At 46.3% G+C, this 25,214-nt stretch carries 29 protein-coding genes and 2 riboswitches; of the genes, 8 read left to right on the top strand and 21 right to left on the bottom strand.

The features are described 5' to 3' along the window. Positions 1-7 precede the first annotated feature (7 nt). The 3 genes from kdpA to MHH46_RS02790 form a co-directional block, all read right to left on the bottom strand. Positions 8-1,684 carry a potassium-transporting ATPase subunit KdpA gene (gene kdpA / locus MHH46_RS02800; protein ID WP_076193710.1) on the bottom strand — a complete coding sequence of 559 codons (1,677 nt, stop codon included), beginning with the start codon at positions 1,682-1,684 and terminating at the stop codon, positions 8-10. Positions 1,685-1,696: 12 nt separating this feature from the next. Beyond that, positions 1,697-1,774, bottom strand: a complete 78-nt coding sequence (kdpF, locus tag MHH46_RS02795) for a K(+)-transporting ATPase subunit F (RefSeq protein ID WP_076101420.1) — start codon at positions 1,772-1,774, stop codon at positions 1,697-1,699. Between the two features lie 126 nt (positions 1,775-1,900). Continuing rightward, a complete protein-coding gene (locus MHH46_RS02790; protein ID WP_076124472.1) occupies positions 1,901-2,317 on the bottom strand; it encodes a hypothetical protein in 417 nt (138 codons plus the stop codon). Between the two features lie 250 nt (positions 2,318-2,567). Further along, positions 2,568-2,757: riboswitch (cyclic di-AMP (ydaO/yuaA leader) on the bottom strand. A gap of 419 nt (positions 2,758-3,176) precedes the next feature. Beyond that, positions 3,177-3,341, top strand: a riboswitch (cyclic di-AMP (ydaO/yuaA leader). A gap of 68 nt (positions 3,342-3,409) precedes the next feature. Here MHH46_RS02790 and MHH46_RS02785 point away from each other — a divergent pair. The 3 genes from MHH46_RS02785 (at position 3,410) to MHH46_RS02775 (ending at position 4,993) form a co-directional block, all read left to right on the top strand. Next, on the top strand, positions 3,410-3,964 hold the full coding sequence (locus MHH46_RS02785) for a hypothetical protein (RefSeq protein WP_076124474.1): 555 nt from the start codon (positions 3,410-3,412) through the stop codon (positions 3,962-3,964). Between the two features lie 14 nt (positions 3,965-3,978). Beyond that, positions 3,979-4,500 carry a hypothetical protein gene (locus MHH46_RS02780; RefSeq protein WP_051490930.1) on the top strand — a complete coding sequence of 174 codons (522 nt, stop codon included), beginning with the start codon at positions 3,979-3,981 and terminating at the stop codon, positions 4,498-4,500. Between the two features lie 133 nt (positions 4,501-4,633). Further along, a complete protein-coding gene (locus MHH46_RS02775) occupies positions 4,634-4,993 on the top strand; it encodes a hypothetical protein (RefSeq protein WP_341001033.1) in 360 nt (119 codons plus the stop codon). Between the two features lie 459 nt (positions 4,994-5,452). Here MHH46_RS02775 and MHH46_RS02770 read toward each other — a convergent pair whose 3' ends face one another. From MHH46_RS02770 to MHH46_RS02745, 6 genes are all read right to left on the bottom strand, one after another. Next, the gene (locus MHH46_RS02770) at positions 5,453-5,641 is read right to left on the bottom strand and encodes a hypothetical protein (protein WP_076124477.1); all 189 of its coding nucleotides are present in this window, start codon (positions 5,639-5,641) and stop codon (positions 5,453-5,455) included. Positions 5,642-5,676: 35 nt separating this feature from the next. Beyond that, positions 5,677-6,957, bottom strand: a complete 1,281-nt coding sequence (locus tag MHH46_RS02765) for an ABC transporter permease (RefSeq protein ID WP_076124479.1) — start codon at positions 6,955-6,957, stop codon at positions 5,677-5,679. Next, on the bottom strand, positions 6,950-7,852 hold the full coding sequence (locus MHH46_RS02760) for an ABC transporter ATP-binding protein (protein WP_036676693.1): 903 nt from the start codon (positions 7,850-7,852) through the stop codon (positions 6,950-6,952). Before MHH46_RS02760 ends, MHH46_RS02765 begins: the two co-directional genes overlap by 8 nt. Positions 7,853-7,856: 4 nt before the next feature. Then, positions 7,857-8,786: an ATP-binding cassette domain-containing protein gene (locus MHH46_RS02755; RefSeq protein WP_076124480.1), complete on the bottom strand. Its 930-nt coding sequence runs from the start codon at positions 8,784-8,786 to the stop codon at positions 7,857-7,859. Positions 8,787-8,804: 18 nt separating this feature from the next. Then, complete coding sequence (locus tag MHH46_RS02750; protein WP_076124482.1) at positions 8,805-9,200, bottom strand: GntR family transcriptional regulator; 396 nt, start codon at positions 9,198-9,200, stop codon at positions 8,805-8,807. 61 nt (positions 9,201-9,261) lie between these two features. After that, positions 9,262-9,990: a hypothetical protein gene (locus MHH46_RS02745; protein WP_076124484.1), complete on the bottom strand. Its 729-nt coding sequence runs from the start codon at positions 9,988-9,990 to the stop codon at positions 9,262-9,264. 344 nt (positions 9,991-10,334) lie between these two features. On the opposite strand from MHH46_RS02745, the gene MHH46_RS02740 reads away from it, so the two are divergent. Further along, a complete protein-coding gene (locus tag MHH46_RS02740; RefSeq protein ID WP_405132559.1) occupies positions 10,335-10,466 on the top strand; it encodes a hypothetical protein in 132 nt (43 codons plus the stop codon). Positions 10,467-10,897: 431 nt separating this feature from the next. Here the strand turns inward: MHH46_RS02740 and MHH46_RS02735 are convergent, their stop codons facing one another. From MHH46_RS02735 to MHH46_RS02705, 7 genes are all read right to left on the bottom strand, one after another. Then, on the bottom strand, positions 10,898-11,362 hold the full coding sequence (locus MHH46_RS02735) for a DUF420 domain-containing protein (RefSeq protein WP_076124485.1): 465 nt from the start codon (positions 11,360-11,362) through the stop codon (positions 10,898-10,900). A gap of 26 nt (positions 11,363-11,388) precedes the next feature. Then, the gene (ctaG, locus tag MHH46_RS02730; protein ID WP_076193708.1) at positions 11,389-12,309 is read right to left on the bottom strand and encodes a cytochrome c oxidase assembly factor CtaG; all 921 of its coding nucleotides are present in this window, start codon (positions 12,307-12,309) and stop codon (positions 11,389-11,391) included. Between the two features lie 85 nt (positions 12,310-12,394). Further along, positions 12,395-12,721, bottom strand: coding sequence for a cytochrome C oxidase subunit IV family protein (locus tag MHH46_RS02725; protein ID WP_036682505.1), 327 nt, complete (start codon positions 12,719-12,721; stop codon positions 12,395-12,397). 5 nt (positions 12,722-12,726) lie between these two features. Continuing rightward, a complete protein-coding gene (locus MHH46_RS02720) occupies positions 12,727-13,353 on the bottom strand; it encodes a cytochrome (ubi)quinol oxidase subunit III (protein ID WP_038568531.1) in 627 nt (208 codons plus the stop codon). Then, on the bottom strand, positions 13,350-15,197 hold the full coding sequence (gene ctaD, locus MHH46_RS02715; protein WP_076124740.1) for a cytochrome c oxidase subunit I: 1,848 nt from the start codon (positions 15,195-15,197) through the stop codon (positions 13,350-13,352). The genes MHH46_RS02720 and ctaD overlap by 4 nt, the downstream gene beginning before the upstream one ends. 126 nt (positions 15,198-15,323) lie before the next feature. Continuing rightward, positions 15,324-16,370 (bottom strand): cytochrome c oxidase subunit II, encoded by a 1,047-nt coding sequence (gene coxB, locus MHH46_RS02710; RefSeq protein ID WP_076124488.1) that lies wholly within the window; start codon positions 16,368-16,370, stop codon positions 15,324-15,326. A 403-nt stretch (positions 16,371-16,773) separates the two neighbouring features. Next, positions 16,774-16,962 carry a hypothetical protein gene (locus MHH46_RS02705; protein ID WP_019913840.1) on the bottom strand — a complete coding sequence of 63 codons (189 nt, stop codon included), beginning with the start codon at positions 16,960-16,962 and terminating at the stop codon, positions 16,774-16,776. A gap of 469 nt (positions 16,963-17,431) precedes the next feature. Here MHH46_RS02705 and MHH46_RS02700 point away from each other — a divergent pair, with 469 nt between their 5' ends. The 3 genes from MHH46_RS02700 (at position 17,432) to MHH46_RS02690 (ending at position 19,920) form a co-directional block, all read left to right on the top strand. Further along, a complete protein-coding gene (locus MHH46_RS02700) occupies positions 17,432-18,421 on the top strand; it encodes a serine hydrolase (protein WP_076193706.1) in 990 nt (329 codons plus the stop codon). A 93-nt stretch (positions 18,422-18,514) separates the two neighbouring features. Continuing rightward, entirely contained in the window at positions 18,515-18,853 is a 339-nt protein-coding gene (locus tag MHH46_RS02695; protein WP_036682511.1) for a DUF4870 domain-containing protein, read from the top strand. A gap of 110 nt (positions 18,854-18,963) precedes the next feature. Beyond that, the gene (locus MHH46_RS02690) at positions 18,964-19,920 is read left to right on the top strand and encodes a diacylglycerol kinase family protein (RefSeq protein WP_076193704.1); all 957 of its coding nucleotides are present in this window, start codon (positions 18,964-18,966) and stop codon (positions 19,918-19,920) included. 113 nt (positions 19,921-20,033) lie between these two features. Here MHH46_RS02690 and MHH46_RS02685 read toward each other — a convergent pair whose 3' ends face one another. From MHH46_RS02685 to MHH46_RS02670, 4 genes are read right to left on the bottom strand one after another with little or no spacing between them, the layout of a single operon-like run. Further along, positions 20,034-20,627: a xanthine phosphoribosyltransferase gene (locus MHH46_RS02685; RefSeq protein ID WP_076101352.1), complete on the bottom strand. Its 594-nt coding sequence runs from the start codon at positions 20,625-20,627 to the stop codon at positions 20,034-20,036. A 42-nt stretch (positions 20,628-20,669) separates the two neighbouring features. Next, the gene (locus tag MHH46_RS02680; RefSeq protein ID WP_038568522.1) at positions 20,670-20,972 is read right to left on the bottom strand and encodes a hypothetical protein; all 303 of its coding nucleotides are present in this window, start codon (positions 20,970-20,972) and stop codon (positions 20,670-20,672) included. Between the two features lie 25 nt (positions 20,973-20,997). Beyond that, positions 20,998-21,816, bottom strand: coding sequence for a TrmB family transcriptional regulator (locus MHH46_RS02675; protein ID WP_036682516.1), 819 nt, complete (start codon positions 21,814-21,816; stop codon positions 20,998-21,000). Positions 21,817-21,856: 40 nt separating this feature from the next. Further along, positions 21,857-22,648 carry a zinc ribbon domain-containing protein gene (locus MHH46_RS02670; RefSeq protein ID WP_076193702.1) on the bottom strand — a complete coding sequence of 264 codons (792 nt, stop codon included), beginning with the start codon at positions 22,646-22,648 and terminating at the stop codon, positions 21,857-21,859. Between the two features lie 243 nt (positions 22,649-22,891). On the opposite strand from MHH46_RS02670, the gene MHH46_RS02665 reads away from it, so the two are divergent. Then, positions 22,892-23,581: a GTP pyrophosphokinase family protein gene (locus MHH46_RS02665; protein WP_051491247.1), complete on the top strand. Its 690-nt coding sequence runs from the start codon at positions 22,892-22,894 to the stop codon at positions 23,579-23,581. Positions 23,582-23,944: 363 nt separating this feature from the next. Here MHH46_RS02665 and MHH46_RS02660 read toward each other — a convergent pair whose 3' ends face one another. Continuing rightward, entirely contained in the window at positions 23,945-25,096 is a 1,152-nt protein-coding gene (locus MHH46_RS02660) for a YCF48-related protein (protein ID WP_076193700.1), read from the bottom strand. Positions 25,097-25,214 lie beyond the last annotated feature (118 nt).

Raw genomic sequence — 25,214 nt, 5'->3', positions numbered from 1 at the left:
CCTCTTCCTACCGTAAGGTCAAATATTCTGCAATCGGGCCGAGCACAATGACTGGCAGAAACGTCAGAGCCCCGATAATTACAACGGTACCAATCAGAATTCCGGTGAACAGACCATTGTCTGTGCGGAATGTGCCAATCGTCTCAGGAACTGGCTTCTTCTGGATCAGTGAGCCTGCAACTGCCAGCATCGCGATTATAGAGACATAACGGCCAAGCAGCATTACGATCCCGGTTAAAACATTCCAAAAGGTGGTGTTGTCCGCAAGCCCTTCAAATCCTGAACCATTGTTCGCGGCAGAAGAGACATATTCATATAACACTTGGCTAAGTCCATGGAATCCGGGATTCGTGATGGAACCGTTGCCCAAGTCCGTTAAGAACGCACCTGCTGTTGGTACAAGGATAATGAATGGATGCACTAGGATAGCAATCGCAATTAGCTTCATCTCCTTGGCTTCTATCTTTCGCCCGAGAAACTCTGGTGTTCTGCCAACCATTAGTCCACATAAGAAGACACCCATGATGGCATACATCAGCATATTGATTAGTCCGACACCTTTTCCCCCGAAGACGTTGTTGAGCATCATTAGGGCCAGAGGGGTAATGCCACCCAGCGGTGTCAGCGTATCATGCATATTGTTAACACTACCTGTCGTAGCTGCCGTTGTTACCGAAGTGAACAGCGAAGATTGCGGGATACCAAAACGTACCTCTTTACCTTCCATGCTGCCTTGCGAAGACTCGATCCCCAGCGCATTGATAGCTGGATTGCCTTTGGTTTCCGCATAATAATTCAATCCCAGCAGTAATACGAACAAGGTCATCATTGCTGTGAAAATCACCCAGCCCTGACGTTTGTTCTTAGCGAACAATCCGTACATATATGGCAAAGAGGCTGGCAGCATCCACATAGAGAGAATCTCCAGAACGTTCGTAAGTGGATTAGGGTTCTCAAAAGGATGTGCTGAATTGGCTCCGAAGAAGCCGCCACCATTCGTACCTAAGTGTTTAATTGATTCCAAAGAAGCGACTGGACCGATAGCGATTTGTTGCGTCTGCCCTTCAAGTGTAGTGACCTCAAGCGATGGCTTGAGCGTTTGTGGCACATGCAATCCTACCAGCACCAATGAAACTAGCAGAGCTAATGGAATGAATACACGAATATGTGCTTTTACGAAGTCCTCGAAAAAGTTCCCGACTGATTTCTGTCCTGTAATCCCTCTGACAAAAGCAACCGCAACAGAAAATCCGCTCGCTGCAGACGTGAACATCATCATCGTGATGACTGCCATTTGTGAAAAATACGATAGTCCCGTCTCCCCGCTATAATGCTGCAGGTTCGTATTGGTCATAAAGCTGATCACCGTATTGAATGAAAGCGTCTGTTCCATATCGGCAATTCCATTCGGGTTCAGCGGCAATCCCCGCTGTAATCTCAGAAAAATATAACTGAAAGCAACCAGTACGATATTAGTTAAAACAAAGCTGAGTGCATACTTCTTCCAGGACATTCCGTCCCGTTTTTTCAGGCCGATCAGCTTATAAATACCTTTCTCTGTGCCTGCAAACCAGCGATCCGTACGATTCGGTTCGTTAGAAAATACATGATATAAATACGTTCCCATCGGCTTGACCAGCAAGATGAGAATTACAATTACGACGACTATTTGCAAAATGCCCATGAATGCCCCTCCTTAAAATTTCTCAGGATGAATCAACGCGTAAACCAGATATATAAACAACAGTAGGGTAACAGCGATTACTAGAATCACAGCTTATCCCTCCCCGTATCCTCAACTACACCTGCGCACCAGCGCATAAAACCATAAAATAACCCGTAAATTACAGCTAACGAAGCCACCATATACAGATCCATCATATCTTCCGCACTCCTTCCATTATCCTTGATGAGGTGATCTATCAATTAGAAAATCAGCATCACCACTATGGGAATAGATTACATAGCTCGCACCAAGTCTTTTATAGACCAATCTAGGATTTATTGAACTTGTAATCACAAAAATCGGCTGTGTCGTCCAGGTACGGCACATCTGAATATAGCGGCAGCAAAGCGGAAAGCTGCTCTCAAACAGATATACCCTGCCTACCGGGAACGATGGGCGAAACCAAGTGCTCTGATGGCGGGTATCCACTAGAATAACCTGCTCAATCCCGAGCTCCTCAAGTAAAGCTTTCTCAGCCACATTGTTGGTTAATCCCGCCATCTTAATACCCCTGAACTTCAGAAGTTTAATGAAATGTTCTCCCGCCTTTGTAGGCGCACATACAAGCACATATTCATTCTGATCCGTCATCTTTTTTCTCCTCCTGCTCATTTACAACAAGGAGGCAACGAAAATCTCCGAAAGGATGTTGACCTATCGTCATTTTCGGGCACAACCTAAAGCTCGGTTGTGTCACGTCATTAGACGCTGCCTTACAAATACCGCTAATGATGAATTTAGCGACCTCTTAGGGGAGGCCTCCATAAATGCTTTGCTTCTAAGAGCACAGCAAAAAGCCACAAAGGATCTCCTCTGTGGCTCGCTAGCGGTCACATTGCACTCATCCTCTCTCCATACGCTTACGAGGTTAGCTGTCGGATTCGGGCGGTGAGAGTCGCCCTACCTGTATAGATGCGAGCTCACTCACACCCTCTACAGGATTCACCCCATAACCGGCTTCCGACTCTCACATCGGCTGCCGATTGTTGGTTCCCCCGCTTTCCTTACCGGAAATTAAGCGGATCAAATATTCGATTGTCGTTGAAACAGGAGTAATCATACTCTTATGCACGAAGACTTGTAAAACCTGAATGATGCCAAAATAATGCAAATTAAAAACTATTTTCCCATTAGATAGCGCTTACTTGATATCTAATCTCTCTATATCTCTTGTTTACTCGAGTTTGGAGCGTTTAATCGCTATCTATAATACATGTGATTTTATTCACCTTTTTAGAGCGAAAATACTGCAAATTCCCATTATAGGTAGAAACGCAAGAAGCTGAGGCTGAGCGAGAAAGAGGCGCGATAACACGCCATAAATACCTATTTACCTCGTTTTTCAGTCGTAGTCGGCAGGATATGGTTAAAATTGCTCTAAAAGAACATTTTCCGTTTTTTACAGAAAATCTTGAAAAGAGTATGATTCGGGTTGAATCTAATTCATGAAAAACAATCAACGCTGAGTTCCTGCATTCGCAGGGAACGGGGGAACCATCAGGCCATCTGGCCTACTTGGGGTGAATCCAAAGGAGACTGCATAAGTCTCAATAGGTAGGGCGACTCTCACCGTCCGAATCCGACAGCTAACCTCGTAAGCGTAAAGAGAGAGACCCTTGATCCGCCACGCTTTGGCCCAGGTATATCTGCCTGTAATCCAAAACCGCAGCAGAGGTCCTCCTCTTGCTGCGGTTTTTGCGTTACCTAAGCTTATTAGGTGATAGCACGCTGGATGGGGTGAATGTTTTGAAGCACTATTATTTAGGGATACATCAAGGGCTGCTTGAGCCGATAAGTCTAAATTACGTTTGTTTCGGGGCCTTGTGGTTCGAAGAACATAATCACAGGTACATTGTAGGCTATGCATTTGGCCAGAACCAGATCCAAGCCCTTCGCCAGTTCAGCACACCTTCTTCTTGTAAAGACTGTTTAGACTCTAAGATTGTATATGAGATATATAAAAAAATTCGAGAACAACAGCAGCAGCAGGATTGGTCATCACACCAAAAGCTCCCGTGGTTTACAGCCTTCAAGGAGCCTTGGAAAGATGTAAGCGCCGGTTGGTATGTCTTGAGATCCCGCAGCACCTTTCCCTTACATCTATCTGTTATACGAAAAGAGAAGTTCCGACTATGGCTAGAGCATACCGCAGTCTGTGAGAATAAAATGGAGATGCTCGCTTGTGTAGAAAAGGCTAGTGTCACTCATCATGTTGACTTAAAGCTTTTGGAAATCTAAGGAGGAACCCTACTATGGACCAGCGCAGACTATCCCGCATTGAAGTATTTGTATTGGATGAACCCGAGCCTATTCACTATGGAATGGAAGGGGCTGAAGGCTGCCGTTATGGTATTCTGAAGCTCACCTGTAAGGGAGGCTGCAGTTGGGGGGCTTGTCTGATCTCTGCCAACACCAAAAATTTCGATCTTATTAAATGGAGTTCTTTTTTACGGGCCATCTGTCATTGCCGTCTTGAAGAAGCGCTGGATAAGGTCCGCCGCGAAGGTTCAGATTGGGAGCAGGTTAAGCTTGAGCTAGTTCAGGGTGCTTTGCAGGATTTAAAGGCCAAGCTCCAGGGTAAATCCTTGGCAGGGCATATTCAGCAAGGGCGTCTGTACAGTGTTGCAGCAGGGGGGAGCAATTCCAGAAGTGAACGGCTCTACTACAAACCTTCCAAAGCTTTATCCACTGCCTCCCAGCAGAAACACAGTTGCCCGGAACCAGACACCGCCGATCTCATCAATAAATCCATCTCTTACTTTTCTATATTATAGATTCAAGCAAATCTCTCAATCTGAAAGGATCGTGTTCACCATGCCTGACCCCTTACCTCCCGAGTCCACCTACAGTACTAAATTTGCAGAGTGTGTTCAAAAGTATACTAATGAAGTCTACGTACTTAGTTCCATGTTGTTAGAACAATCTAATGAGGCAGACAAGATTACTATCCGCACCTTCACAGAGCTTCATAAAATATATCGTCAGGATGATTTTGATCCTCAGTTATTCTCTATCCACGCTTACCGCACTTGTATTCACCAGTGTGCTGATTCTTTTGCCCGGCGCTCGCTTCTATCGGCTAAGGCATTACCTTGGGAGGAACAGCTTGTGAAGGTCATGTGGTACGGCCTAAAGCTGCCTCTTTCTCAAATAAGCATTATTCTGCAAAAAAGTGTTCCCGCACTGAAAACACAGCTTAGAGCTCTACGGGAGCAGATGACCACCCAAACGGATATACTAACGAGCGCAAATCTTTCTATAATTTAGTCACTGACTAGAATTCAGACAATCTTTAAGCGCATGAAGCATCTAACGGACTCAGGAGCCTTTAATTGAAGCTTTTCCACAAATATGGCCGGCGTTCGGACTCCAGTAGAAATCCCGAGCGATGAATTTCTCGGATCGTCTTAAAGCAAGCCCTAATCATCTTCCACCAAGGCTTACGGACCCAGATGACGTTATTTGCACGTTTATCGCCTTTTGAGCATAGTATCGGACTCCAATGCAACTATTTGGTTAAAAGAGCTACTAATTCACCCTTTTTCATGCCAATAGCGACTATAGTGTCCGATATCTTGCCAAATCTCGATGATTGTTGCATTTAAGTGCTGCTGGGTCCGTTAGCTATATCAGCTCGTATACAAAGAGATTGCCAACTCAAAAACGGGGATATCCCAGCAACCATAAACGGCTGTTAGGATACCCCCGAAAACTCAGTGCCTACTATTACACTTTACTCTTACGCGCCTTACCGTACATCCACAATCCTGCCAACATCCCCACTATAGCAACACCAGTCAATACGCCTTGAACGAAATCCATAAAAGTGGAGCCATCCGGAAGCATTCTACTAACCGTAGCCAGCGATACAGAACTCATTAAAAGCATAATGGTATATTGTTCGCTTGTAGACATCATTAGCACTCCTTAAAAGTTATTATGAGGTCTTCTTAGATCTTGTAAGCTTTCATTGCTTTTCTAATTTCTTTAATACTTGGGCGTTTGCCGTACATCAGTACGCCGGTACGATAGATCTTGGCTGCCAGCCATCCGAAGATGAAGGTAGTCACAAGCAGGATCAGCAGCGATACAATGACTTGCCAGATCGCCACCTCGCCGACACCAATTCGGAGCAGCATCGTCAATGGTGAGGTGAAAGGCACATAACTCGCTATCTTAACCACTAGAGTATCTGCATTGGAGATACTGAACAGTGGAACATAGAACGCTACGAAGCCTAACATCATGATTGGCATTACCGCCTGACCGAGATCCTCCGTACGGCTGACAATCGAACCTACAGCCGCATACATCAAGGCATAGAGGAAGTAACCTAATACGTACAAGACAAATCCATAGAGCAGCAAGTTAATATTGAGCTGGCCTAAATCGAGATCAAAATCAGCCAATACAGTCGCATTATGCGGGAGCGTCAAATTGACGACGATCGCTGCGACAAAGATCCCAATTTGCAATATTCCTACTAGGAAAACACCGATAACTTTACCGAACATTTGCGCTAAAGGTGAGGCACTTGTAATCAGAATCTCCATAATCCGCGAGCTTTTCTCAGAAGTTATCTCAGCAGCAATCATGTTGCCTGTCATCATAATGGACATAAAGAACAACATAAGCATGGCATATACGATAATGTAGTTAATGGCTGGAGTGTCCTCCTGAGAGCTTTCACTGCCACCGCCTGCGTTAAGCTGTTGTGTAGTAATCTGCACAGGCGTTGACATTGCAGCAATCTGTTCAGAGGTCAGCTTGTCGCCAACGATGAATTGTGTGTTTGCTTGCTGAAGTGCATTTTGGAGATAAACTTGCACATCTCCGTTTAGTTCCCCATCATTACTATGATAAGTAACGGGTGGAAGCCCTTCACCAGTAGGTTCCGCAAAAGTAACATAACCTTCTACGGTCTCTTCATCTAATGCTTTCTTTAACTCGGCATCCTCCGCAGAAGCATATTGTACTATCTTAGCCTGTGGCATGCCCTCTGGCGCAGTATAAGCCTTCAACAATTCTGCAACCTGATTTCCCTCTTCAGCAATCACAGCAATTTGAGTAACTTCACTTTTGGCCGAATCACCCTTAAACTGATCGATGATATAGGGAAGATTCATCCCTATGCTGAGCAATAATACTAGAATCAAAGTAGTAATCATAAATGATTTCGTTCTAACTTTATTTTTAAAGGTAAAGCCGATAATTGTCCCCATCTTATTCATTAGATTCACCCACCGCTCTGATAAAGATTTGGTTTAACGTAGGTTCCTTGATTTCAAAATGCTCCACTTCACCCTGTGCTATCGCCTGCTGTAAAATACGCTGTGCTGCACCGATCTCACTGATCGATAACAGATACCCACGCTCCAGCCGTTTAACTGCTGTAACACCTGCGATGGACTCCAAACCTTTTACCTCATTAGCTGTACGCAGCAATACTTCTTCCCGCGGGTAGCCATTCTTGATCGTGCGGATATCCCCTTGAACGACCGTATTGGATCGATCGAGAATCGTAATGTTACGGCATAGCTCTTCCACATGCTCCATCCGGTGCGTAGAGAAGAGGATACTTGTTCCCGAATCACGTAATTCTTTGACCGTATCTTTCAGCAGCTCCACGTTTACTGGATCCAGCCCGCTGAAAGCTTCATCTAGAATCAGAATCTGCGGCTTATGAACGACAGCGGCGATAAAGCCCATTTTTTGCTGATTTCCTTTGGAAAGCTCTTCTATTTTTTTATTGTAATAATCCGGAACCTCGAATCGATCCAGCCAATAGCGCAAGCTCTTATCTGCATCACTAGCTGACATCCCACGCAGGCGGGCCAAGTAAACGATTTGATCGCTGATCTTCACCTTAGGATATAGTCCACGTTCTTCGGGCAGATAACCCATAAGTTGCTGCAGTTCACTGTTGAAAGGTTTTCCATTATACAAAATCTTGCCCTCATCAGGGTAGATTAGGCCGAGCACCATACGCATCGTGGTTGTTTTCCCCGCGCCGTTCGCCCCCAGTAATCCGTAAATTTCCCCTTTACCTACGGTTAGGTTAATTCCGTTTACTGCGGTTTTTTCTCCATATTGCTTAACTACACTTTCCAGCTTTAAGGCTTCCATTTCTCTAGTCCCCTCTCTTGTGGTCAATTAGAATAGGACGATGACCCTGTGTCCATAAACTTAATATTTCGTCCAGTTCCAAACTGCGGCTCTTGATAACCTTTACGCCCAAGTCATGAATGCGTTTCTCGTTTTCAGAAAATTGTTCTATGATAAAAGAAGCTACACCCGGTGTATCCATGGTAAAGTGCAAGCCTCCTGGCAACTCAGCCGATAACTCCGCAAGCTCCTCTTCATCCGCAGCATTCACCCAAACCTCGGTCCAAGCACCGAACAGACTGTCTTTTTCAGCCATACCCAGCAGTTCTCCCCGATGCATAAGGACGATATAATCCGCCAGCCTTCGCACCTCATCCACAATGTGTGTGGAGATGATAATCGTTGCGTTGTGCTCATCCATATATTTACGAAGTGTCTCGATCATAATCTTCCAGGCAAAAGGATCAAGACCCGATGAAGGTTCATCCAATAGCAGCAGACTTGGCCGTGCCGCAAGTGCTGCAGCAATTTCGAATTTCCGGCGCTCCCCTTTAGACATCTTCGAAAGTCTCATATGATACGGAACCTCAAAGCGATCCATCAGCTCGTGAAAATACTGATCGTCCCAATTTGGATACCAATACTTCCGAAATCGTGCTGCCTCCTCTGCATTCCAGTGGTTCTCCTCAGTAATTGACGTTTCAGGAACATAGGCAATGGTCTGGCGAAGCTCCAGAGACAACCCGCTATCATACCTGTTCTCGAACCAATATATCTCACCTTCCTCTGGATTAGTCAGCTGCATCAGCAGATTCAGCAGCGTGCTTTTGCCGGATCCATTCTGACCTACCAAAGCTGTAATATATCCTTTAGGCAGATTCAGGGTCAGTGGCCCTATCGTCTTGTTTCGCCGCCGTTTAAGTACATTCCGCAATTCTATAGCCATCTGTACCATATGAGTAAGCGCCCCCTCTCAATCCTTTTCTCTATACTTGCGTTCTACAATCTCCATAAAAATCTGTTCAAGTTCATCCTTGCTGCAATGTACCGATCGGGCGATATCCACTGCACTTTCAAGTGCTTTGCCAACCGTTTCACGTTTATATTCTTCCATGGCTCCGTCACCTACATGGGATACAAAGGTACCTGTTCCTTGTCGCGTTCGCAGCAAACCTTCGTTCTCCAGATCCTGATATACCCGCCGCACGGTAATTACACTGCATTTCAGATCTCCTGCGAACTCACGAATCGAGGGCAGCAGCGTACCTTCTGTAATGACTCCGCTAATGATTAATGATCTAAGCTGAGTCTCTATTTGATGATAGAGGGGCTCTGCACTATTTTCGTTGATTTGTACCGGTATCCACATTATTTACACCTCGCCTTCCACTCTAGCGTGCTAGAGCGCAGTCCTTGCCATTTCCGATTTTTTATATGAGATTGCGACTTTTCAGCCGATGTATAGTCCATTTAGAGAATAACTGCACAGATATTGTTCCCAGCAGAAGTGACCCCCACATGATCGGAGATAACAGCCCCCACTCCTTCGAATAGGAGATACTGTATAAGAACAAACTGCCTCCGCCCAGTGTAACTAAGAACGATGTTGCCCACGATAAAACTACGATAAGCAATGTTAGCCATAGATAAGCTTTGCCGCTAAAAAGATATTCAATAAAAATATATAGACCTGAGACCATGAATCCGAAGCCGAGCCAAGTAATCGCAAAAGCTATGTACGAAGGAACCGCCAGCTCTGCCCGGAAATTCTCTCCTAACAAGTAAATAATAACGAAGAATAACGTACCATTTAGAGTAAAGGAGCCCACACCCTGAAGTTTCCTCCGCGATAATATTACTGCAGCTGGGATCGGTAAAGTTCGTAAGTAAACCAACATTTTTGTGTAAGAGTCTTCACTCCAATATTTCATGGAGCGGCGAGAGAATGTTAATCCCAATAAGGGGATAAAGGAGAGAAATAAGAAATCCGCTAGCATCGTCCGATCCTGCTCACCTAGTACATCATTTGCTATCAGGCTAGTCAGTCCACCAAGATAACTCATAAAAACAACTGTTATCACGAGGGTCCCTAATATTTTTAATTTGTCTCCGCGAAAATCAGAGCGCAACATAAACCATGAATCTTTTAATGTTCTCATTAATGCTAACCTCGCTTTACAATGTCTTCAGCGTCTAGCAGAAGCAGGTGTTCATATCCCTGTGCTTACTGTATATATCTATATACACAGTATATGACCTTAATTTTTCATTGTCAATCCTGTAACTGGAAATTATTCAAAAGAAATAGGAGGTTTGGGCAACCTCATACTTCAAGCTTATGAAGACACTCTCAAACGTTAGGTAACGCTTATTAATTGAGATTAAATACAATGAAGGGGAATTGAGGCAGAATGCTGCTACGGGGGCGAATGTAGCTGGGATAATGGAGTTTATTAGATAATTCATTCTGGAAATGAAGTAGTAAGAGCTCACTCTTGCTTCTATGCAACGTGTTGGTGTGATGTGTGTTGAGGGAGGCGGGTATGGCGGATGGTGCGGTATCGGGGGCGGGGTGCTGATTCGGCTGCTAGTGCAGTTTCAGGTTTCGGGTGTGAGATACCGTTTCGGCTGCTAGTGCAGTTTCAGGTATGGGATATGGGCGACTGCCGGGCGGATTAACATTAGGGAAAAACTCCCTAAAATCTGCCCAACCGAGCTTAGATTATTAGTTTTTAGGGAAATCCTCCCAAAAATTTCAGCTATTACTCCGTTATTGAGCTAAATCCATTCACTTTCAGGGAGGATTTCCCTAATTATGGCCTTTTTTAGCTAATTTCGTGCATTATCAGGGAGGTTTTCCCTAATTGCGTCTTTTTCGAGCTAACTTCGTTCAATTTCAGGACAGATCCCGAAGCTCTACAAACCAAAATAAGCCCATCACCCGCAATCCCTACTCAGGAACATGCAGATATATAGGCTTATTTCATAACTATTTACGGTTCTGCTACTCTAGTGCTGTTCATTCGCTCAACGCACTAAACTCTGTGCTCTATTCAAGCACTTATTTTACGCACCCAAAATAACTTCCCACACCGGCTTGGTGTGTCCACCTGGATACAAAACATACAACAGCACGTACACCATAACGCCTGTAATCGCTGTGATAAACCAAATTATCGATGTCACTCTGCCCCACTTACGGTGCTTGGAATACTTCGCCTTGAAACCAAGTGTTAACGTAGTAAGTCCGAATACCGCAGCTACGGTTGCCAGAACGATATGGAAGATCAAAAACACTTGATAAATTGTCTTCAGTTCATCCGGTCCACCCCATGAGGTATTTCCCACAAACAACGTTCTCGATACGTAAACAATAAAAAACAGCAGCGCAGCGATAGCGGCAGCAATCATCGTTTTCTTATGCGCCTCGCGTTTGCCCTTGATAATGAGCCACCAACCTATAGCCACCAGCACCGCGCTGATCACGATGAATGACGTACTAATAGTCGGAAACACTGTGAAAATATCCATGATTCTCCCCCTCGGCAGTCTACCAGTTATGCACGGTTCAAGTTGCTCTCCTGAAGTGTTGAGGATGGCGTCGACAATTCACCGTCGTCTTGTCCGTTCTCTTTTTTATACCAATGATAGAACACATAAGCAAGCATAGAGGCAAAAATAAATTCCTGAATGAACTTCATCGCGATGCCTCCTACCTGTTGATCCACCTTCGGCGACATCACTTCAAAGAATGCAGGACCTCCAAAATTCTGAAGTAAAACAGAGGGGTCACCCGAGATACAATAGCCCATAGCACGCGCCCAAGTCTCTGGATCACTGTAAGTGGCGTAGAGCGGATGATCGGCAAATATAATCAGCCCGCAAGCTGGCGTCAGCAATACCATGTTCAGAAAAATAAACCCAATCTTCCCAAGCCCACTCGCCATACGATGTTCCGGCAGCGGATTAATCAGTGTCCACCACATTAAAGCAGAGGTCAGGAACAAAACAATGTAATAAATACGATGAACAGTAAAATGCAGCATCACATAATCATGAATAACAGGAATATGGTACAAGGAAAAAAGTCCGTTAAACAATAGAGCAGCTACTACCGGATGAGCTAAAAAAGATAACCGCCGAAGCGGATTCACCTTTAGTATCCTGCGCCAGATAAAATCTGGAATTCCAAGCATAATCAGCGGCACCGCTACCAGATAAGACAAGGCCATACTGACCATGTGGAAGGAAAACATCATATGCCCTAAAAGGCTAATGGGTCCTCCTTGTGCCAGGTAAAGGGCAAGCATCCCACAGACAAATAACGCTCTACGCCAAAATGGCACCGGTAATGAATCGGCATAACGCCCAGCAATCGGACCAATCCACACAAAATAACCTGCTGTCAGCAGCAGCATTACCGCTAGAAAAAGCGGACTCCATAGTTCAGCAAAGTTAAAGTATTCTAATCCCAGCATAATCCCAACCTCCTAGCGCAGGAATTCATATATCTAAACATCAAAAAGAGGGGGCATCGCAGCCCACCTCTTTCATTATCGTCCGTTAATTCCACCAAACCCAATACAGCGACATAACAATACAGGTCCCAGCGATAAAGAAGCCGCCCAGCATGAAGAGAATCGGCAGAAGATGCCCTTTATCTTTTAGATGCATCCAGAAGCCCATCTGCACAATAACCTGAAGAACAGCCATTACCAGCAGCAAAATAATCGCAAAGGTTGCATTTACGCCCCCAGCCGCAACAGCAGCGAAAGCAATCAATGTTAAGACAATGGAGAAAATAAAGACAACAATATGTTTCTGTGGTCCTTCATGCCGATGACGTTGCTTATACCCGCCGCTATCTGGCATATGCTGATCCGTCGTCATAGTGCCTAGCCCACCTTTCCGAGTAGGTATACAACCGTAAAGATGAAGACCCATACTACATCGATAAAATGCCAGTACATGGCTGACACATACACTTTTGGTGCAGTAACAACCGTTAACCCCTTGCGGGCGAGCTGCCCGATCAAGATGGAGATCCAAGCGATCCCGAAGGCTACGTGCGCACCATGAAATCCTACCAGTGTGTAGAATGCCGAGCTGAATGCACTTGTGGTCATTCCGAATTCTTCGTGTCTTACATATTGAGTAAACTCATAGATCTCCAAAACCAGGAAACCTAAACCTAAACCTACAGTAACTAAAAGCCAATTCCGTAGCAGTGCCGGCCGATTTCTGTGCATTGCTTGAATAGCGAATACACTCGTCAGACTGCTTACCAGCAGGATGAATGTTGCAGCGGCTACAAGCGGCAGGTGAAACAGTTCATTCGCCGAAGGCCCCTCATTCGTCTGATTACGCAGTGCGAGGAAAGTAGCGAACAACGTGCCGAACAATACCGCTTCGCCGCCTAGAAACAACCAAAAGGCAAGAACCTTGTTGCGTCCTTCGAGCGTAGCTTTTTCCGGCTCGTGCGGAAAGGTATCCTTAGAAGCTTCTGCATGTGCCGTTGTCATGTCCGCTCACTTCCTTCCAGCTCTTCAGGTTCAATATGCCATCCGTGATCATCATACAGCGAACGCATCAGCATGGATCCAAATGTAATAATAAGACCGATGGCTGTAACGATATAATTATTAAACAGGAAGCTCATAAAAGCATTGCCGAATTCATCACGGCTAAACATAAAGCCAAGCCCAGCGATAAAAATTCCGATAGACATCGTAAACGGTAAAATCGTTGCTGACGGCATATGAATTGAGCCCACCGGCTCTGCTGGTGTCATGCCTTTATTCCCTGCTACTTTTTCTTTCCAGAAGGCATCAATCCCCCGAATAAGAGGTGTTTGCTTGAAGTTATATTCTGGCGGCGGTGAAGGAATGGTCCATTCCAATGTACGTCCATCCTCCCACGGATCATTGCCTGCATCCGCTGGTTTTCTGGAAGTCAGGAAGATGTTCACCAAGAAAATAATCATACCAACACCCATAAGTCCTGCACCAATGGTACTGACTAGATTTAGCAAATCAAATTGCTGATTTGGTAAATAAGTAAATACGCGGCGCTGCATCCCCATAAGCCCAAGGAAATGCTGTACAAAAAAGGTCAGATGGAATCCGATGATAAACGTCCAGAAAGTCCACTTGCCCAGCGTCTCACTCAGCATCCTTCCGAACATTTTTGGCCACCAGTAGTGCAGACCTGCGAACAGGCCAAGCACCAAACCACCTACAATAACATAGTGGAAATGCGCTACAACAAAATACGTATCATGGAACTGAAAGTCAGCAGGTGCGGACGCCAGCATCACTCCAGTTACTCCCCCCATAGTAAATGTAGGAATAAATCCTACAGCGAACAGGTTAGGGGTTGTGAAACGTACTTGCCCGCCCCACATCGTGAACAACCAGTTAAAAATTTTAATCCCGGTCGGAACCGCAATTAACATCGTTGATACGGAGAACAACGCGTTAGCTACAGGTCCAAGTCCAGTTGTGAACATGTGGTGAGCCCAAACCATAAAACCTAAGAAGGCGATCAAGATGGTTGCAAACACCATGGAGCTATATCCGAACAGTCTTTTACGCGAAAAGGTTGGGATGACCTCGGAAATAATCCCGAAGGCAGGCAGAATGAGAATATACACTTCCGGGTGACCAAATATCCAGAAGATATGCTGCCATAGCACTGGACTTCCTCCGGCTCCAACTTCGAAGAAATTGGCTCCTAGAATCCGGTCGAATGTCAGCAGTACTAAACCTACTGTTATTGCTGGAAAAGCAAACAAAATAATGGCGGAAGTAATAAATGTGGTCCAGGCGAACATCGGCATCCGCATATAGGTCATTCCCGGCGCACGCATCGTAATGATCGTGGCTAGAAAGTTAATCCCCCCGATGAGGGTCCCTAATCCGGCAATTTGCAAGCCGATCGTATAGAAGTCTACACCGTGTGTAGTGCTGTATGTACTCGTAGATAGTGGGGTGTAGGCGGTCCACCCGGCATCAGGAGCACCACCCATAACCCAGCTAAGATTCAGTAGAATCCCGCCGAACAGGAAGGTCCAGAAACCAAGTGCATTTAGAAAAGGAAAGGCTACGTCACGTGCACCGATCTGTAGCGGAATGACGGCATTCATGAGTGCGAAGATGACTGGCATGACGCCGAGGAAGATCATCGTCGTACCATGCATGGTTATGAGTTCATTAAACGTTTGTGCATCCAAAAAGTTATTCATCGGCTTGATGAGCTGCCAACGAATCAGAAGCGCTTCAATTCCCCCGATGCCAAAAAATAATCCTCCGGCCCATAGGTACAAAATCGCGATTTTTTTGTGATCGACGGTTGTTAGCCAATCCATAAGTCCTGTATGGCGCTTCACACTGTGACCGTGCCCCAGAGGCTTGGATGAATTCAAGGTATGCGCTGCTTGAGCCAAAGTTCGTCCCCCCTTTTCGAAAGTTCCGCCCGCCTTTAGGCTAAGGCATTAGTCCAGCTTATAGTTGGCCAGATACTCTGCAATGCCATCAATCTCAGCATCACTCAGGCCCAGATCTTTGGGGTTAGGCATCAGATTGCCTGGTTTTACGGATTGCGGGTCGTGCAGCCAGGTTTTGAGATTCTCTTCAATCGGCGCACCATCTTCCCTCGTGTCGTCGTTGAGAAGAATTCCAGCAATCGATTCCCGAGAACCAATTCCGGTCAAGTTCGGCGCATTATTAATCCCTTGATCACCTACAGCGTGGCAAGTCAGACATGCCGCTTTGAACTTCTCAGCTAAAGCAGGATCCTCTGGCAGCACAGCTACAGGTGCTTTCATCGAATCAATCCACTTTTGAAACTCTTGTTCACTAACTGATTTCACCTTAAATTCCATCAATCCATGAGAAGGACCACATAGCTCCGCACATTTCCCACGGTAAACGCCTTCATTAGGCGCACTAAAGCTAAAGCGGTTAATCGTTCCAGCTGGGTTAGTATCGATTTTACCGGAAAGAGAAGGGACCCAGAAGGAGTGCAGCACATCTTTAGTTTCCAGTTCAAAGGCGATATCTTTGCCCACCGGAATAATCAGGTCCTGCGCTGTAGTTACCTTATAGTCGGTATACTCAAACTCCCACCAGTATTGGTGGCCGGTTACTTTAACCTTGATCGCATTCTTGTCATTGGAATGATCATCTCCAGCGGCAAACACAGCTTTAACCGTTGGCACGGCCAGTACTACAACAAGGATGAGCGGAATGACTGTCCAGAGAATCTCAAGTTTCATACTGCCCTCAACCTGCTCAGGGATTTCATTCTGACCCGGTCTTCTGCGGAAGCGGATCAGTACATAAGCTGCAATCGTAAAGACAATCAGCAACACCACGATCATAATGCTGATCGACAGCTCCATTAATCCGTAAGATCTGTCTGCTGCAGGTCCCTGTGGTCTGAGTACTGACAAGTCCTCACGACCGCACCCGGCAAGAAAGAGTCCAAACATAGCGGTCATGGGAAGGAGTCGCTTTACAGCCTGCCACGTTTTCATCATTGATCTACCCCGCTTTTCCCGATTTCGTAGATTCCTGTTTTTTTCTGTCAATTATAACAATCACTATTAATATAAGTTTAAGGGAAAGTTTTGTCAATCGTTCACAACTAGTTCACATTGTAATTTTCGACACAATAACCCCTTGTCCCATCTGGATTTTATAGCATTTTATGAAAACGCAAACAAATAAAAAATAATAAAGAAAGCGCATTCAATTTAAAATGTGTCTATTAATTCATTTGACTATTCTATGAGGAAGACTTTTCCTTATTCGTAAATGGACATACAAAAAAAACCGATTCCAGCAACAAAAGTCGCTCGGGCACGGTTTATAAGAATCCTCGTGGATGTTATTACTCAAAATGATGTCTAAAGTTAAGCAAGTGACAAACGTATCTGTTAGCTAGGAGACGGATGAATTCATCCGTACCAACTCGTGTTCCACGACCATGGTCAGTTCTTCTTCATAGCCTCCTGTAATCCGATACTTTCGGACGTACTCCTTTACGAATTTCTTGGGATCTTTGGGCCGGAAAATGCGTGTCATTTCCCGTAGACTTTCCTTGACTTCGTTATGACCTTTACTTGCCATGATCAGTTCCCTCCCAAAACATTGAAAATGAATGCTCCGTTGTAGAGAATGCATGATGAAAAGTACGCCGTAACCTCGAATGCAAGTGAAGTATCCATTACACATACGTGGCTTGCACTATCCGTCAACACGTGGAATCTAAAGCTAAATCTAGCCTTTGAAACACCGCCTTGCCGGTGAAGCAGGTTCGTCGTGATTTGGGCTGAGAGTAAGGACGCCTGATGAACGATAGCTCCTTGACACTTTTATTACCCGAAGAGCCACTTACTGAATCACTCCTTTCGGGCCTTATCGTTATATTGTATCATATTCCGGATTAACTTCCACCTTTCCTTGTAAAATGTACTATTTGGAAAATATTATTTTTTACAGCTGCCTTCGTAAGTCAGATGTCTCCAAACTGGTTAAAATAAAATAACCTAAACAGCAAGGGAAACTGCATTTATCAACAAATGAGAAGGAGATCGTTATGGCTCAGCCTGTAATTCCCCTAATGACTACCGCAGCGCCAGAAGACACCGATACACGCCTGGAGTGTCTTGAACAAGCCCATCAAGCTATCCTAAAAGAATACCCCAAGATGCATAGCATGCTTATTGTGCGTCACGGAAAACTTATCTTCGAACGTTATTATAACGACCATCATGCTGGAGCATTAAATGATCTCCGTTCTGCCACCAAAAGTTTTGTCAGCGTCCTTACGGGAATCGCTATCGGCCGTGGAGAGATGCCTGATCTCCATATTTCTGTGTCCGAGGTTCTTCGCAAGCATATTCCATACCTTCACTCCCCACATCTCTCAAAGATCACACTCCGTCATCTTCTTACCATGACTTCCGGTTTTAGCTGGATCACAGGGAAGAAACTTGGTGAACCGCTCGTTCGGAACCTCCATCGCAGCCGCCGCTGGGGTTCCTTTGGCCTTAGCTTGAACATTATTCCAGAACAAATCGGCCAGTTCCAATATCGAAGCATCGACTCACATCTAATCTCGATAATGATTAGTGAATCTACAGGTCTTGATGCATTTCCCTATGCAGCACAGCATTTATTCACTCCACTCCGAATGGCTAATACCGCTTGGTTACCTAGCCCCGAAGGACATAGCATGGGTCATATCGGTTTGCACCTAACGTCTCGGGATATGGCTAAATTCGGAATCTGCCTGCTGAATAATGGAGTGTTTACAGAGCAGCAAATCATCCCAGAACATTGGTTGCAGGATGCACTTACCGCTCAAGCTAAGGGATATCCAGCGTTTGGTGATTACGGATATCAGTTTTGGATCGGTACGATGAGCGGGCAGCCCTACAAGCTCGCCCACGGGCATGGCGGGCAGCAGATTCTGCTCTTTCCCAATCTGGATGCTGTAGTGGTCTTTACAGCAGAGAGCAAGACAAACAACTGGAAGAACCCTCGCAGGCTGCTTGAAAAGTATGTTCTCCCTTCAATGAGCTAAACATACTTTTTCCTGACAAGTCATAGGCTTGTAAGGAAGAAGGATTCGAACAATCAAGCCCCTTCTTCTCCAAGCAGAAGGAGAGTGAGCCCATTGTCCCCTTTTAAATCATCCACCGGATTGCCCGATAATATAGCGGGCGCGTTATGTTACTTTTTCCCTTTTCTCGGCGGCGTCGTCTTTCTCGCATTGGAGAAACGCAGCCGCTTTGTGCTGTTCCATTCGCTGCAATCACTGATTACCTTCGGGGTGCTGATGATCCTCCACGTTCTAACCGGATTGGTCCCATTCCTCGGCCCCTTGATGAGTGCCCTCGTCTCTCTTTGCAGCTTTGGGGTGTGGCTGTTAATGATCTACCATGCCTTAAGTGGCAGGTGGTATAAACTTCCTTGGGCAGGTGATATCGCAGAAAGTCAGATTCGCCATCTGTAATCCCCCAAAAAGCAGCCCCTCTGATCGCTGAAAAGTATTCCCTTTTGCCCATCCACTCCTTACAATGTAGAAAGGGCATCAATGGAATTCTACAGGCTGGAGGAAATCATATGTATCTATTTATCATAAACCCGCGTTCCGGCGGGGGAGCAGGCGGCCGGACCTGGCATACTGTAGAGGCGCTCATGAAGGAGCGTTCGCTGCCTTTCATGTCCTTGTTTACGCACAGCGTAGAGGGTGCAGAAGCCCTTGTTTTAAATACACTAAAGCATCGCGAGGATTGGAAAGCCGTGATTGTAATCGGCGGTGACGGCACGCTCCATAGCATTTTGGGTGCACTTTGCGGCAAAGATATCCCCATGGGCGTAATTCCTGCCGGCTCCGGCAACGACACCGCCCGGGGGTTCGGCATTCCACTTTCCATAGAAGCCGCGCTGGAGGCCGCCCTTAGCGAGCGGTATATCGAAGCAGACCTGCTTTCAGGAGCAAACGGACTGACCGTAACAGCCGTTGCCAATGGCTTTGATGCTCAAGTGGCCGAGAATGTGAATGCCAGCCGATACAAAAGGCTGTGCAATGCCATTGGAGCAGGCCAGCTCGCGTATATCATCGGCATATTGCATACGCTGATGACATTCAAGCCCTGCCGGGTAAGCGTAGTCTGCGACGGTACGGAGCACGCCTTCGAGAAGGCATGGCTGGTCTCGATCTGCAACCTGCCCAGCTACGGCGGCGGGCTTTTGATCTGCCCGCAGGCAAAGGCCGATGACGGCCAGCTTGACGTCTGCGTCGTGCATGGGTGCAGCCGCGGGCAGCTGCTGCGGTTGTTCCCCACGGTACTGAAGGGCAAGCATGTGGCGTTGCCCTTCGTGTCTATGCTGCGCGGACGTAGCGTAGCTGTAGGCTTTGCCGAGGCCCGGCCTGCGATCGGCGACGGCGAGAGCCTCGGCAAAGGGCCGCTGGCCGTTCGCTGCGAGCCGGGGGCGCTGCGGGTGCTATCGCCGCTGGCGGCGGACAGCGTACAGCTGCCCGCCGACACTGCAGCGGCATGCGGCAGCAACGGGTAACCTGACCCGTGCATACCATACACACAAAAAACAGCAAGCGACTGGTTCATTACCAGTTCGCTTGCTGTTTTGTATATCCTATAGCTTTTGTTTGAGAATGCATTCCAAAATCCTCAAACAAGAGGCTCTTCCTCGTCTTCCACGAAAGTGACTCTTCCGTCCTCCAGTGAAGCAATACGCACAAGTGACTCTACGCGATATCCCGCTTCCTGCAGCAGCCGATTTCCTGGCTGGAACGCTTTTTCGATCACAATACCAATTCCAACCACACTTCCCCCCGCCTGCTCAACAATACGGGCAAGTCCGAAGGCGGCTTCACCATTCGCCAAGAAATCATCAACAATCAGCACCCGTTCTCCGGGAGCAATGAATTTCTTCGAAACGGTAATTTCATTCGTTTCTTTCTTCGTGAAGGAGTAGACCTTCTCCACGTAAATGTCTTCTGTCAGCGTCAGCGATTTCTGCTTACGGGCAAAAATCAGCGGAACCTCCAGCTCTAATGCTGTCATAATCCCCGGAGCAATCCCCGAGGATTCTATAGTCAGCACCTTCGTAATTTCTTCGCCAGCGAACCGGCGGATAAACTCACGGCCAACCTCACGCATCAGGAAGGGGTCCATCTGATGATTCAGAAAAGAATCCACCTTGAGCACTCCTTGCCCGAGTACAATACCTTCTTTCAACACTTTTTGTCTCAACAGCTCCATAGTGCTCCTCCTTCTCCCATCATTGAATCCATTCTCCCCACATTACAGACCTGTCGGCTTCTGAGGCAATAAATTTCCAACGATCGATTTTAAATTATGATCATCCTTGCTCTTTTCCTGACCGTTATCATAACCCGTAATTCGAATCTCCAAGAAATCTCCCGGATTTACCGGTTTAAAAATCAATTTTTCGCGGTCTTCCAGTCTCACGTTAAAATTCATATCCTTAAACATTTCGACTAATTCTGCTTCTCCAGGAGATGCTCCCTTATCCAGAAACAACAGTCCACGCAATTTTTTAGGACCATCATTGTGCACCACTTCAAAATGAACGATACATTCCATGCTTCTCACCTCCCTATGATAATAACTACTGCGCCTGTTCTTCCCCATCATCGCCTTGATCATACATAACATATTTGCTATGAATTTTGCTGTAACGTTCTCCATAACGCTCTACTAATTCTGCGCCCATATCCTGCTCCAGCTCGAACAAGACCATTTCCTGTGTGAAATGATTCAACAGCAGCTCCACTAACACCGGGTGCTCTGTTACCACTGCTTGCGCCGATCCATCATCATAACGCATCCCCAGCATACACCAGCTCCGGTCAATCACAAATGAGAACTTCCGTCCATCCGCCCGCTGCGAATCTTTTCCGAATGACGGCCATACCGGGTAAGAGGCAGCAGCAGCATTTCCACCGTCAAAAGCCCATAAAAGCCTAACGCCACGCAGTTCGGCCTGTTCAAGTTCGCTCCGCAGAAGCGACGCTTCCTCGCGCCACATATCCACTACAATTTCCTGCTCTGCCATGTTAAGCTGGCGAATCAGCGCCCCCATTACATTGCGGTCGCCCTCTACATTATAAAAAGAAGGACTAACAGGCCCTCCGCGAGGCATCTCACTTTCCATATAAGCCAGCGAAGCTTGAACTCTTCCCGAGATCATCGTCGCCAGCTCCTCTGGATTGAGAACACTATACCGCGCAGGCTCTCCTTCACCACATCGTACATATCCCTGCTGTGTTAGGCGCTGAAGCGCCGCATACACATTTGATCTTGAAACTCCGAGCTGTTTGGCAACCTCATAGCCAGAAGCCTGACCTTTAGTCGCAAGCTCGACCATGATTTTGGACTCCATCTCCGTGAAGCCCAGATTGCGCAGATGCAGCAGCAGCTGTTCCATCTTGTTGTCCCCCTAAGCCCTAAGCTGACTGATATCTGTACTATATTTGCTCCGATCCACAACGCGGGCACCATAAGGAGCCCTTGGGCAATTCATTCCGACAGATTTGACACTTAATCATATCACGAACACCACTGTCCTGGGTGACTGCGGACTCCTCCTGATGTTCATTCGCGTTCCAATCGCGGATGCGACGATCCAGCTCAAGCTGTCTTTGTCTTTCCCGTTCCAGCTGATCAGCATGTCTGCGATCCCGTTCAATGTCATGTTCGTTCGCCGCATATTCCTCCAATGGCAGCTCATCATCCTCTGAAGGCAGGATCTCAGAATACACCACACTTTGCGGATGGAGCTTCATTGCAATCTCCTTCTCTTCATCCGTTAGCTCATCCGCACCATAGTATTGATCCTCATCCTCTTCGTCCTCATCCACAGTTTTGACGAATACCGGCGGTGACGGAATCTTTCTTGATGTGGTTAGCTCCTCCAGCTTACTTCCACACTTTGGACAAAAATTTGCATCGAGCGCCACAACATTGCCACAAGAACATAACCGTTCATTTTTCAGTTCAGCAATTCTTGCGCGTTGGACTTCAATTTTTTCCTGAAGCTTGGAACAGGTCCGTGCCAGTTCTACCATTTTGCCTTCAGCTACAGACATATCCTTAGAGCGATACCCTTCATAAAAAAGCCTGCCCATTTTCGTGAATTCCACTTCCATCTCACGTTCAATATCGGAAATAAGCCCGTTCAGCTTGCCGATCTCAACAGAGCTTTGTGCTTTTTCGGTAACCCGGCTCGCACTATCTTTGATTCGTTTCATAAAACTCATTACAGTTCCTCCCTCTCCAGCGATACGTGTTTCTATCATACCAAATGTATCGAACAGATTCATTAATGTGCTTTAATACGCGATTTAGCGGAGAATGTTCCTATAAATTCTTATTTTCCCTGATTTCAGACGTTATTTTGCGTCAGGGGTTCTACATCGGTTAAAATAGAATTAATCACAAATAACGAAATTGGGAGAGTTTCAGTGGAAGAACATGACAGCACACAGCTTACGCTAAAACAGATGCAGGTACACGTTAAGGATCTGCAACATTGGCAGGATAACGAGGATTTCACAAATCTTATCAATGAGTTCAAGTCTCTGCCAGCACTCTATCGCCATGCACTAAACGATCTTGAGAATAAAATCGATGTGATCAAAACGGAATGGCAGGTCCGTGACGGCTTCAGTCCCATCGAGCATGTTAAATGCCGAATTAAAGAACCCAAGAGTATCCTTCAAAAGATGGAGCGCAAAGGTTTCGAGTTCAACTTGGAAAATATGGAGCAGCACATTCACGATATTGCAGGTATGCGGATTGTATGTGCTTTTGTTAAAGATATTTACCGCCTGGTTGATCACCTCAGCACACGCGAAGACATTCGCGTATTGGAGATCAAAGATTATATAGCCCATCCCAAGCCGAATGGGTATCAAAGCCTGCATCTTATCGTCGCAATTCCGCTCGTCCTGCTGGAAGGAACACGCTGGGTCAAAGCCGAAATACAGCTGCGAACCCTAGCCATGGACTTCTGGGCAAGTATGGAACATATTCTGTATTATAAATTCGATAAGCAGCTTCCTTCGCATGTTGCGGAGGAATTGAAGGATGCCGCACGCGCCGCCGATGAACTGGATCAAAAAATGCTGCGCCTACGCCGCGAGATTCTGGAACTTGCAGAAGGGGAATCCCCTGCCGGCGGGCAGGTTTAAGCTTTCATATTTCTACATTTCTCAAAAATTAAGGGGATGTCTCATAAGCCATGACAATGGCTGCTGGGACACCCCCTTCTTTTTAATCGATTAGGCCGTTTGATCGTTACCCTTCGCCGCCGAAGCAAGGTGCTATCGGACACAGCCGATCTTATTCGCAAAATAATCCTCCATTTTGCATACTAACGGACCCCAAAGTCGCTAACGACATAAAAACGCCGGATCTGCGCCCTCCTATATGAAATAGCTGCACTGGAGTCCGAAAACATACTGGATAGGCGATAAATGTGTGAATAACGCCTCCTGAGTCCCTAAACCTCAACCAACGGCTAATCATGACCCGGCGTTCCGCTGTATTCAGCCTCAAGGCTTACTAACCAAAGGCTTCCATGTAACGCCGCCATCTGTAGTGGTCTTTAGAAATCCTGGACCCGCCAACCAGCCGTTTTTCGGCGTAACGAACTGAATGTTTTCTGCCTTCGCGAATAGCTGTGATGTCGCAATCAACCTCCAGCTTACACCCCCGTTGACAGTCGCCACCAGTTTGCCGCCCTCCTGCAAAGCCCAACCTTCACGAGCGTTCAGCCATGTTGTTCTCGCTGCCTCAGTACCGAGCAATTGAGGGCCAAGCTTCCATGTCCTGCCTCCGTTATCACTTGTGTAAAACACCATACTTCGAATCCCATCGTCAACGATCTCCAGCGGCAGGATGCCTTTCATATTGTCTTTGCCTGAGAATTTAGGCGGATAACTATTACTGTAAGTAAAGGCTGCCAGAGCAGCTGGCTTCTTTAATTGCTCCGGCTTCCAGCTCTTCCCGCCATCCGTAGTTCTGAATGTTAAAATGTATTCTTGCCCATGGTTGCTGGAGGTGATCCAGCCATTCTGGGAATCCTGAAAGGTTATCCCTGTTGGATAGGCTTTAATACTCCCCGTTAGATTTCCGATTCGCTTCCAGCTGTTCCCGCCATCAGCCGTGCGATACAAGGATTTCTCCATCATCCCGAGACCAGGTTCTGAATCCAGCAGCACATACCCGTTATTCACATCGATAAAATGAATAAAACCGCCACTGTATCCTTGCTCCCAATCCTCCGTGACGGGAAGTTTTGTCTCCTTCCAGGTCTGGCCCTGATCAGAGGTATGATAGATCATGACAGGTTGCCCTATACCATGACTACTTATAATCCAGCCATTTGTGGCATTCAGGAAAAAGCTTGCTGCGGCAAAGATGCCTGTTTCTTGTGGAATAGGAACAATATTGCTGTCCGGATGGTACCAACTACTTCCTCCATCGTTCGTAGTCCATAATCCAGTCTCGTCTATTCCCCATCCATGCTTTATGTCATTCATGCTAAATTTAGCAGGATACCCCTGCAAAGAATTCATATTCGTCTTCAGCTCAGCGGTATTTATCCCCATACTCGAATCTAAACCAAGATTATCATTTACCATGTAGGATTGCAGAAATAACCCAGCAATGATTATCGGGGCAAAAACGGCATATAGTCTCAAATGAAACCCTCCTTTTTCCATTTCCTTCTATTCTATAATCATAGACAGAGTTTAATAGTAAAAGGTTACAGAAGCTTTACACAAAGAAGAAGCCGCCTCCTCAGATAGGAAGCGGCTT

Origin of the sequence: Paenibacillus sp. FSL H8-0175 (genome assembly GCF_045040615.1) — a bacterium.
GTDB lineage: Bacteria > Bacillota > Bacilli > Paenibacillales > Paenibacillaceae > Paenibacillus_AQ > Paenibacillus_AQ odorifer.
This window is presented reverse-complemented; position numbering and strand designations above follow the sequence as displayed.

Coding starts and splice junctions, on each gene's coding strand:
- MHH46_RS02680 (WP_038568522.1), bottom strand. CDS start 20,972: ATGGAATGTATCGTTCATTTTGAAGTGGTGCACAATGATGGTCCTAAA.
- MHH46_RS02720 (WP_038568531.1), bottom strand. CDS start 13,353: ATGACAACGGCACATGCAGAAGCTTCTAAGGATACCTTTCCGCACGAG.
- MHH46_RS02735 (WP_076124485.1), bottom strand. CDS start 11,362: ATGGATATTTTCACAGTGTTTCCGACTATTAGTACGTCATTCATCGTG.
- MHH46_RS02790 (WP_076124472.1), bottom strand. CDS start 2,317: ATGACGGATCAGAATGAATATGTGCTTGTATGTGCGCCTACAAAGGCG.
- MHH46_RS02760 (WP_036676693.1), bottom strand. CDS start 7,852: ATGGAAGCCTTAAAGCTGGAAAGTGTAGTTAAGCAATATGGAGAAAAA.
- ctaG (WP_076193708.1), bottom strand. CDS start 12,309: ATGCTGGGATTAGAATACTTTAACTTTGCTGAACTATGGAGTCCGCTT.
- MHH46_RS02725 (WP_036682505.1), bottom strand. CDS start 12,721: ATGACGACGGATCAGCATATGCCAGATAGCGGCGGGTATAAGCAACGT.
- MHH46_RS02690 (WP_076193704.1), top strand. CDS start 18,964: ATGTATCTATTTATCATAAACCCGCGTTCCGGCGGGGGAGCAGGCGGC.
- coxB (WP_076124488.1), bottom strand. CDS start 16,370: ATGATGAAAACGTGGCAGGCTGTAAAGCGACTCCTTCCCATGACCGCT.
- MHH46_RS02670 (WP_076193702.1), bottom strand. CDS start 22,648: ATGAGTTTTATGAAACGAATCAAAGATAGTGCGAGCCGGGTTACCGAA.
- MHH46_RS02665 (WP_051491247.1), top strand. CDS start 22,892: ATGCAGGTACACGTTAAGGATCTGCAACATTGGCAGGATAACGAGGAT.
- MHH46_RS02700 (WP_076193706.1), top strand. CDS start 17,432: ATGGCTCAGCCTGTAATTCCCCTAATGACTACCGCAGCGCCAGAAGAC.
- kdpA (WP_076193710.1), bottom strand. CDS start 1,684: ATGGGCATTTTGCAAATAGTCGTCGTAATTGTAATTCTCATCTTGCTG.
- MHH46_RS02765 (WP_076124479.1), bottom strand. CDS start 6,957: ATGAATAAGATGGGGACAATTATCGGCTTTACCTTTAAAAATAAAGTT.
- MHH46_RS02775 (WP_341001033.1), top strand. CDS start 4,634: ATGTTGTTAGAACAATCTAATGAGGCAGACAAGATTACTATCCGCACC.
- MHH46_RS02740 (WP_405132559.1), top strand. CDS start 10,335: ATGCAACGTGTTGGTGTGATGTGTGTTGAGGGAGGCGGGTATGGCGGA.
- MHH46_RS02685 (WP_076101352.1), bottom strand. CDS start 20,627: ATGGAGCTGTTGAGACAAAAAGTGTTGAAAGAAGGTATTGTACTCGGG.
- MHH46_RS02770 (WP_076124477.1), bottom strand. CDS start 5,641: ATGTCTACAAGCGAACAATATACCATTATGCTTTTAATGAGTTCTGTA.
- MHH46_RS02750 (WP_076124482.1), bottom strand. CDS start 9,200: ATGTGGATACCGGTACAAATCAACGAAAATAGTGCAGAGCCCCTCTAT.
- MHH46_RS02745 (WP_076124484.1), bottom strand. CDS start 9,990: ATGAGAACATTAAAAGATTCATGGTTTATGTTGCGCTCTGATTTTCGC.
- MHH46_RS02780 (WP_051490930.1), top strand. CDS start 3,979: ATGGACCAGCGCAGACTATCCCGCATTGAAGTATTTGTATTGGATGAA.
- MHH46_RS02705 (WP_019913840.1), bottom strand. CDS start 16,962: ATGGCAAGTAAAGGTCATAACGAAGTCAAGGAAAGTCTACGGGAAATG.
- MHH46_RS02675 (WP_036682516.1), bottom strand. CDS start 21,816: ATGGAACAGCTGCTGCTGCATCTGCGCAATCTGGGCTTCACGGAGATG.
- ctaD (WP_076124740.1), bottom strand. CDS start 15,197: ATGGATTGGCTAACAACCGTCGATCACAAAAAAATCGCGATTTTGTAC.
- MHH46_RS02755 (WP_076124480.1), bottom strand. CDS start 8,786: ATGGTACAGATGGCTATAGAATTGCGGAATGTACTTAAACGGCGGCGA.